Origin of the sequence: Stenotrophomonas maltophilia (assembly GCF_003970865.1) — a bacterium.
GTDB classification, from domain to species: domain Bacteria; phylum Pseudomonadota; class Gammaproteobacteria; order Xanthomonadales; family Xanthomonadaceae; genus Stenotrophomonas; species Stenotrophomonas maltophilia_AR.
Genome location: NZ_RXLZ01000021.1, coordinates 61,345 through 67,535, shown reverse-complemented (window position 1 = coordinate 67,535; position 6,191 = coordinate 61,345). Strand labels below are relative to the sequence as shown.

Here is a 6,191-nt window from a genome sequence, read left to right as displayed (position 1 = left end):
GGCCAGCGTGTGCAGTGACGCCTGTTCCTCACGTCCGTCGAAGTGCTCCAGCAGGGCGCCGGTGCTGATGTCCGGGCGTTGCTCGACCAGGTCCAGCAGCTCCAGCAGCAGCTCCACGCCGGGCAGGCGCAGGCCCTGGAAGTGGTGCTTGCCACCCAGGGTCAGTGCCAGCGATGGCTGCTGCAGCAGCACGGCGATCGCGCCGCGCACCAGGCTGCGCTTGGCCACCGGTTGAATAGTGCGTGCCGGCTGGCGTTGCGGCATCGGCGCGCGCGCAGCCTGGGCGTTGCCGCCGAGGCCGGTCAGCTGCGCCAGCTGCTGCTTCATCAGGTCGCCGAAGGCACCGTCGGGAATCTGCGCCAGCATCGGTTTGGCCCGCTCGGCCAGGCGCGCCTTGCCGTCCAGCGTGCCCATGTTGATCTCGCGGGTGAGCTCGTCAAAGAAGAACTGCGACAGCGGCGTGGCCTGCTTCAGGCGTTCGTTGAAAGCCTCGGCGCCTTCCTTGCGCACGATGGTATCCGGGTCCTCGCCATCGGGCAGGAACAGGAAGAAGGCCTGGCGGCCATCCTTCATGCGCGGCAGCACCGACTCCAGCGCCTTCCAGCCGGCGCGGCGGCCGGCGGCGTCGCCGTCGAAGCAGAAGAACACGTCCGGCGCGTTGCGGAACAGCAGCTCGGCATGGTCCGGCGTGGTGGCCGTGCCCAGCGTTGCCACCGCCTGGGTGACCCCGAACTGGAACAGCGAGACCACGTCCATGTAGCCCTCGACCACGATCAGCCGCTCGATCTTCTGGTTGGCCTGGCGCACCTGCCACAGGCCGTACAGTTCGCGGCCCTTGTGGAACAGCGCGGTCTCGGGCGAGTTGAGGTACTTGGGGCCGTCGTCCTTCTCGAACACGCGGCCGCCGAAGGCGATCACCCGGCCACGACGGTCGAAGATCGGGAACATCACCCGGTCGCGGAACTTGTCGTAGACGTGGCCGCGATCGTTCTTGGAGAACAGGCCGGCGCGGTCGAGCAGCTTCATGCGCCGCTCGTCCTTGCCCAGCGCGTCGCGCAGCCCGCTGTAGCCATCCGGCGCGTAACCGATCTGGAAGCGTGCGCGGTTCTCTTCGTCCACGCCACGCCCATCGAGATAGCTGCGTGCCTTATCGCTGCCTTCCAGGTTGTTCTGGAAGAACTTAGTGGCCGCCTCAAGTGCCGAATACAGCTCGCGGCTGTCGTCCTGCTGCTGGGGGCTGCGCGGGTTCTCGCTGCGCGGCACTTCCATGCCGGCACGCTTGGCCAGTTCATCCACCGCGTCGAGGAACTCGAGGCGGTCGTAGTTCATCAGGAAGCTGATCGCGGTGCCGTGCGCGCCACAACCGAAGCAGTGATAGAACTGCTTGGTGGGCGAGACCGTGAACGAGGCCGAGCGCTCGTCATGGAACGGGCAGCGCGCTGCATATTCCTTGCCCTGTCGCTTCAACGGCACGCGGCTGCCCACCACCTCGACGATGTCGGAGCGGGCGAGCAGATCGTCGATGAAAGCGTCGGGGATACGGGCCATGGGCAACAGAACGGGGCGCGGCCGCCAGGGCGCGCAGCAGGGGCGGCAGGTTCCCCTAGTTTACTCGCTGGCGACGCCGGGGCTGGCCTGTTCCGCATCGACCCCGGCCCTGGCCAGCTGCGCCCGCGCATGCAGGCGCTCGTCGATCACCGCGGTCATCAGCGCACCGACGAAGAACACGGCGGTGGCGTAGTAGATCCAGACCAGCGAGATCACCAGCGCGCCCATCGAACCGTAGGCGCTGCCCGGCGCCACGGTGGCGATGTAGACGCCGATGCCATAGCGCCCCAGGGTGAACAGCACCGAGGTGATGGCACCGCCGATGAAGGCCTGGCGCCAGGCCACGCGGCGGTCGGGCAGGTAGTGATAGAGGAAGGCAAAGGCCATCGTGTACAGCAGCAGCGAGGTCAGGTAGCCGATCGCCGGCAGTACCGAGGGAAGCTGTGCAAACACCACCTGCAAGGCCGTGGTGGCAGTCATCGACAGGATCAGCAGGAAGCCCAGCGCCAGCACCACGCCGAACGAGAACACGCGCTTGCGCAGCCAGGCCTTGACGCCTTCCAGACGCTGGCCGCTGGTATGGAAGATCCGGTTCAGCGCGTTCTGCAGCTGGGCGAACACGGCGGTGGCGCCGACGAACAGCAACAGCGTGCTCCACAGCCCGGCCAATGAACCGACGCTGGGTTGGCTGTTGGCGTTGTGCAGCACGGTGTCGGCGACGCTGGCCACGCTGCTGCCGGCCACCGAACCGATCTGGCTGATCAACGTCTGCTGCGCCGGTGGGTACAGCGAGGCAGTCAGCCACAGCAGCAGCACCAGCAGCGGTGCCATCGACAGCAGGGCGTAGAAGGAGACCGAGGCGGCTTGGGTCAGCACGTCGATTTCGACGAAGCGCTTGGCGACGGCCATCGGAAAGCTGTCCTGCAGGCGGTCAGCGTAGTGGCGAAGCCGTGCGGGGATGCCGTGGGGACGCGTGTCGGCGGGGGAGTGCGGTTGCTCGACCATGAGGGTGTTGTAACAGCCGGGGGTCGAAGGTGCGGTGAAGCGGGTGCATCAATGGGGTCAGAGCCCTTCCGCGATGCGAAAGGGATCCGACCCCAAGTGCTGAATTACGCCAGCAGCTGCTTGACCAGCTTGGAGACCAGGCCCATGTCGGCCTGGCCGGCGAGCTTGGGCTTCAGTGCGCCCATCAGCTTGCCCATGTCGGCCGGGCCGGAAGCACCGGTCTCGGCGATGGCGGCCTGGATGGCGGCCACGATCTCGGCTTCGCCCATCTTCGCCGGCAAGTAGGCTTCGATGACCACGATCTCGGCGCGCTCGATCTCGGCCAGGTCTTCGCGGTTGGCGGCTTCAAACTGGCTGACCGAGTCCTTGCGCTGCTTGACCATCTTGTCGAGCACGGCGATCACGGCGGTGTCATCCAGCTCGATGCGCTCGTCCACTTCGCGCTGCTTGATGGCGGCGTTGATCAGGCGGATCACGCCCAGCTTGTGCTTCTCGCCCGCCTTCATGGCGGCCTTCATGTCTTCGGTGAGCTGCTGCTTCATGCTCATGAGGAACCTCGTGGTGGTAGGTGGGGCGGGGCGGATGCCCGAACCCGGAAACGCAAAAAGCCGGCGACGCTCGCGCGTGCCGGCTTCGGCTCCATCGCGACAGGCAAGCCCGCCGCAATGAAGATGCGTCCGATCAGTACAGGCGCTGACGCTTGGTGACGTCGCGCGACGAGCGGCGCAGCTGACGCTTCACAGCAGCGGCGGCCTTGCGCTTGCGCTCCTGGGTCGGCTTTTCGTAGAACTCGCGCTTGCGGGTTTCGGCCAGCACACCGGCCTTTTCGCAAGTGCGCTTGAAGCGGCGAAGAGCAAACTCGAAGGGCTCGTTCTCGCGGACTTTGACGCTGGGCATGGAATCTCCGGGACACAGTAGAACCGGGTCACGCCCGGCGAGCCGCACATTATAGCGGCGAATAGACAAACTGCAAGCGGCCAACCCTGAATACGGGCCGGGGGTTCGAAAGCAGTGAGACCTGCACGTCCCCCGAGGGGGCGGCAGGGGCGTCATAATAGCAGGCATGCGAGTCCTTGGCATCGAATCTTCCTGTGATGAGACCGGCGTGGCGGTGTATGACACCGACCTTGCCGGCAGCGCGGCCCTGCGCGCCCATGCGGTCTACAGCCAGATCGCCCTGCACGCCGAATACGGTGGTGTGGTGCCCGAACTGGCCAGCCGCGACCACGTCCGCAAACTGCTGCCGCTGGTGCGGCAGACCCTGGCCGAAGCCGGCCTGGGCGTGGGCGATATCGACGGCGTGGCCTACACGGCCGGCCCCGGCCTGGTTGGCGCGCTGCTGGTCGGCGCGGGCGTGGCTCGCTCACTGGCCTGGGCGCTGGAGGTACCGGCGGTGGGCGTACACCATATGGAAGGCCACCTGCTGGCCCCGCTGATGGAAGACGACCCGCCGGAAGCGCCGTTCGTGGCGCTGCTGGTGTCCGGTGGCCATACTCAGCTGGTGGCAGTGGACGCCATCGGGCAGTACCGCCTGCTGGGCGAGACTCTGGACGATGCGGCCGGTGAGGCCTTCGACAAGACCGCCAAGATGATGGGCCTGCCCTATCCGGGCGGGCCGCAGCTGGCCAGGCTGGCCGAGCAGGGCACGCCGGGCGCGTACCGCTTCGCGCGGCCGATGACCGACCGCCCGGGGCTGGATTTCAGCTTCTCCGGCCTGAAGACCCAGGTCCTGATGGCCTGGCGCGACAGCGACCAGAGCGAACAGACCCGTGCCGATATCGCCCGTGGCTTTGAAGATGCGGTGGTCGAGACCCTGTCGATCAAGTGCGAGCGCGCGCTGGAAGCGGCGGGCACCAACGTGATCGTGGTGGCCGGCGGCGTTGGCGCCAACAAGCGCCTGCGCGCCCGCCTGCAGCAGATGGCCGAGCGCCTCGGCGGCCGTGCCTGCTTCCCGCGGCCGGCGCTGTGCACCGACAACGGCGCGATGATCGCCTTCGCCGGCGCGCTGCGCCTGCAGGCCGGCCAGCACAGCCCGCCGAAGGTGGATGTGACCCCGCGCTGGGACATGGCGACGCTGCCGGCGGTGTGAACCCCCGGTCGCGCGAACCGCTCGATCGGCGTTTGTAGAGTCGAGCTTGCTCGACTGGGCGCAATGACGGACACAGAGCAGTCGAGCAAGCTCGACTCTACAGGCAGGCCTCCGTAGCGCCGGGCCACCCCCGGCGAACGCATTACGGACGCCGTACCAACGGCGACGCCGCCAGCACGGTCGTCGCCCGCTCATGGCGCTGCAGCCAGCCCAGCGTATGCGGGCAGCGGGCATGGATCAGCCGCCCGATCGCGGCCAGGTCGGCGCCGATGTCGCGTTCCAGGATGGGTTCGTGGTGGGCGATGCGATTACGCAGGTGGCGGATGCGTCCGATATCCGCATGGATGGCTTTCCTGACGGCACTGGGATGAGCAGAGGGAGCATGCTGCAGAACCCTGCTGAGTGCGGGTATCCACAGCGTGGAGTCGAAGCGACATGTAAAGAGCTGTTGCCAGAACACCATTGGCAGGTTGGCGACGATCCCAGGTGTATCGGTTACGCGGCTGGCAAGTTGTTCCAGTGCCGTGCGTGGAGAAGTACTGGATGAGGTTGGCAGCCTGCGTCGGAAGGCATCATTCCAGGGCCAACGTGGGCCATGCTGCCGGGCGAGCACAGCTGCAGCGGCGTTGCGGGTGACCATTTCGCACAGATGGACCGGCATCATCAGTGCACTGCACATCCGCATGTTCCACAGGTACAGGGATTCGGCTGTGACGTCGGAGCTGCAGGTCGATGCGATTCTCTCGTAAGTAGACAGACGCTCCGCTGACAACGCGCGCCGCAGTACATCGTATGGAGCCATCGTCATGTGCGGTGGTGAAGGAGGGATCGATGTTCGCGAGAGTGGGCGGCGACCACCATCAGGGAACGTCGTTGTCCGCGCGGCTGATTTTCTGCGTTTTGCCTCGGACGAACACCTGACCCGCTCTGTCGGAACTGGCCTTGACCGGCGATCTGGTCCTTGCCTAATCTGCGTGCCTGCGCCACCGGGACTCGCGGCTGGATTCCAGCTCCCCCCGGGGACAAACGGTAGTACCAAAGGGCCCTGCTAGCGGGGCCCTTTGTTTTTTCTGGAGCCGCGTCCCTGCCGGCCACCCACCGCCCGTTCCGGGCAGGCTCACCGCCGTGCCGTTACCATGGCCGCCTGTATTCGGGCTGGTAAGCGCAATGGACAAGGTTTTCATCGAAGGGCTGACGATCGACGCCCTGATCGGCATCTACGATTGGGAACGACGGATCCGCCAGGACCTGGTGTTCGATCTGGAAATGGGCTTCGACAACCGTCGCCCTGCGGCTACCGATGACATCACCCACACCCTGAACTACAAGGCGGTGAGCAAGCGCCTGGAACAGTTCGTGCGCGAATCGGAATTCGGCCTGGTCGAAACCCTGGCCGAGCGCTGCGCGCAGATCGTGCTGGACGAATTCGACGTGAAGTGGCTGCGCCTGAAGCTGAGCAAGCCGGGCGCGGTGCGCGGCGCGCGCGCGGTGGGCGTGATCATCGAACGCACGCGGGACTGACCCGGTCGTGCCGGCCGCTGGCCGGCAA

At 66.5% G+C, this 6,191-nt stretch carries 7 protein-coding genes; 2 read left to right on the top strand and 5 right to left on the bottom strand.

From position 1 onward, the window contains the following. The 4 genes from dnaG to rpsU form a co-directional block, all read right to left on the bottom strand. The coding region (dnaG, locus tag EKL94_RS09180) for a DNA primase (RefSeq protein WP_126928846.1) at window positions 1-1,548 on the bottom strand (1,548 nt) is incomplete at its 3' end. A gap of 60 nt (window positions 1,549-1,608) precedes the next feature. After that, window positions 1,609-2,553 (bottom strand): YihY/virulence factor BrkB family protein, encoded by a 945-nt coding sequence (locus EKL94_RS09175; RefSeq protein ID WP_126928845.1) that lies wholly within the window; start codon window positions 2,551-2,553, stop codon window positions 1,609-1,611. A gap of 104 nt (window positions 2,554-2,657) precedes the next feature. Beyond that, window positions 2,658-3,101 (bottom strand): GatB/YqeY domain-containing protein, encoded by a 444-nt coding sequence (locus EKL94_RS09170; RefSeq protein WP_049435052.1) that lies wholly within the window; start codon window positions 3,099-3,101, stop codon window positions 2,658-2,660. 133 nt (window positions 3,102-3,234) lie between these two features. Then, on the bottom strand, window positions 3,235-3,450 hold the full coding sequence (rpsU, locus tag EKL94_RS09165) for a 30S ribosomal protein S21 (protein ID WP_002808376.1): 216 nt from the start codon (window positions 3,448-3,450) through the stop codon (window positions 3,235-3,237). 166 nt (window positions 3,451-3,616) lie between these two features. Here rpsU and tsaD point away from each other — a divergent pair, with 166 nt between their 5' ends. Next, window positions 3,617-4,642, top strand: coding sequence for a tRNA (adenosine(37)-N6)-threonylcarbamoyltransferase complex transferase subunit TsaD (gene tsaD, locus EKL94_RS09160; RefSeq protein ID WP_126928844.1), 1,026 nt, complete (start codon window positions 3,617-3,619; stop codon window positions 4,640-4,642). 142 nt (window positions 4,643-4,784) lie between these two features. Here tsaD and EKL94_RS09155 read toward each other — a convergent pair whose 3' ends face one another. Continuing rightward, on the bottom strand, window positions 4,785-5,450 hold the full coding sequence (locus EKL94_RS09155; RefSeq protein ID WP_126928843.1) for a hypothetical protein: 666 nt from the start codon (window positions 5,448-5,450) through the stop codon (window positions 4,785-4,787). Window positions 5,451-5,809: 359 nt separating this feature from the next. On the opposite strand from EKL94_RS09155, the gene folB reads away from it, so the two are divergent. Next, entirely contained in the window at window positions 5,810-6,163 is a 354-nt protein-coding gene (folB, locus tag EKL94_RS09150) for a dihydroneopterin aldolase (RefSeq protein WP_099551627.1), read from the top strand. Window positions 6,164-6,191 lie beyond the last annotated feature (28 nt).

What these genes read in the sequence shown, in the direction of transcription:
- rpsU (WP_002808376.1), bottom strand. Translation starts at nt 3,450, where the DNA reads ATGCCCAGCGTCAAAGTCCGCGAGAACGAGCCCTTCGAGTTTGCTCTT.
- EKL94_RS09170 (WP_049435052.1), bottom strand. Translation starts at nt 3,101, where the DNA reads ATGAGCATGAAGCAGCAGCTCACCGAAGACATGAAGGCCGCCATGAAG.
- folB (WP_099551627.1), top strand. Translation starts at nt 5,810, where the DNA reads ATGGACAAGGTTTTCATCGAAGGGCTGACGATCGACGCCCTGATCGGC.
- EKL94_RS09155 (WP_126928843.1), bottom strand. Translation starts at nt 5,450, where the DNA reads ATGACGATGGCTCCATACGATGTACTGCGGCGCGCGTTGTCAGCGGAG.
- EKL94_RS09175 (WP_126928845.1), bottom strand. Translation starts at nt 2,553, where the DNA reads ATGGTCGAGCAACCGCACTCCCCCGCCGACACGCGTCCCCACGGCATC.
- tsaD (WP_126928844.1), top strand. Translation starts at nt 3,617, where the DNA reads ATGCGAGTCCTTGGCATCGAATCTTCCTGTGATGAGACCGGCGTGGCG.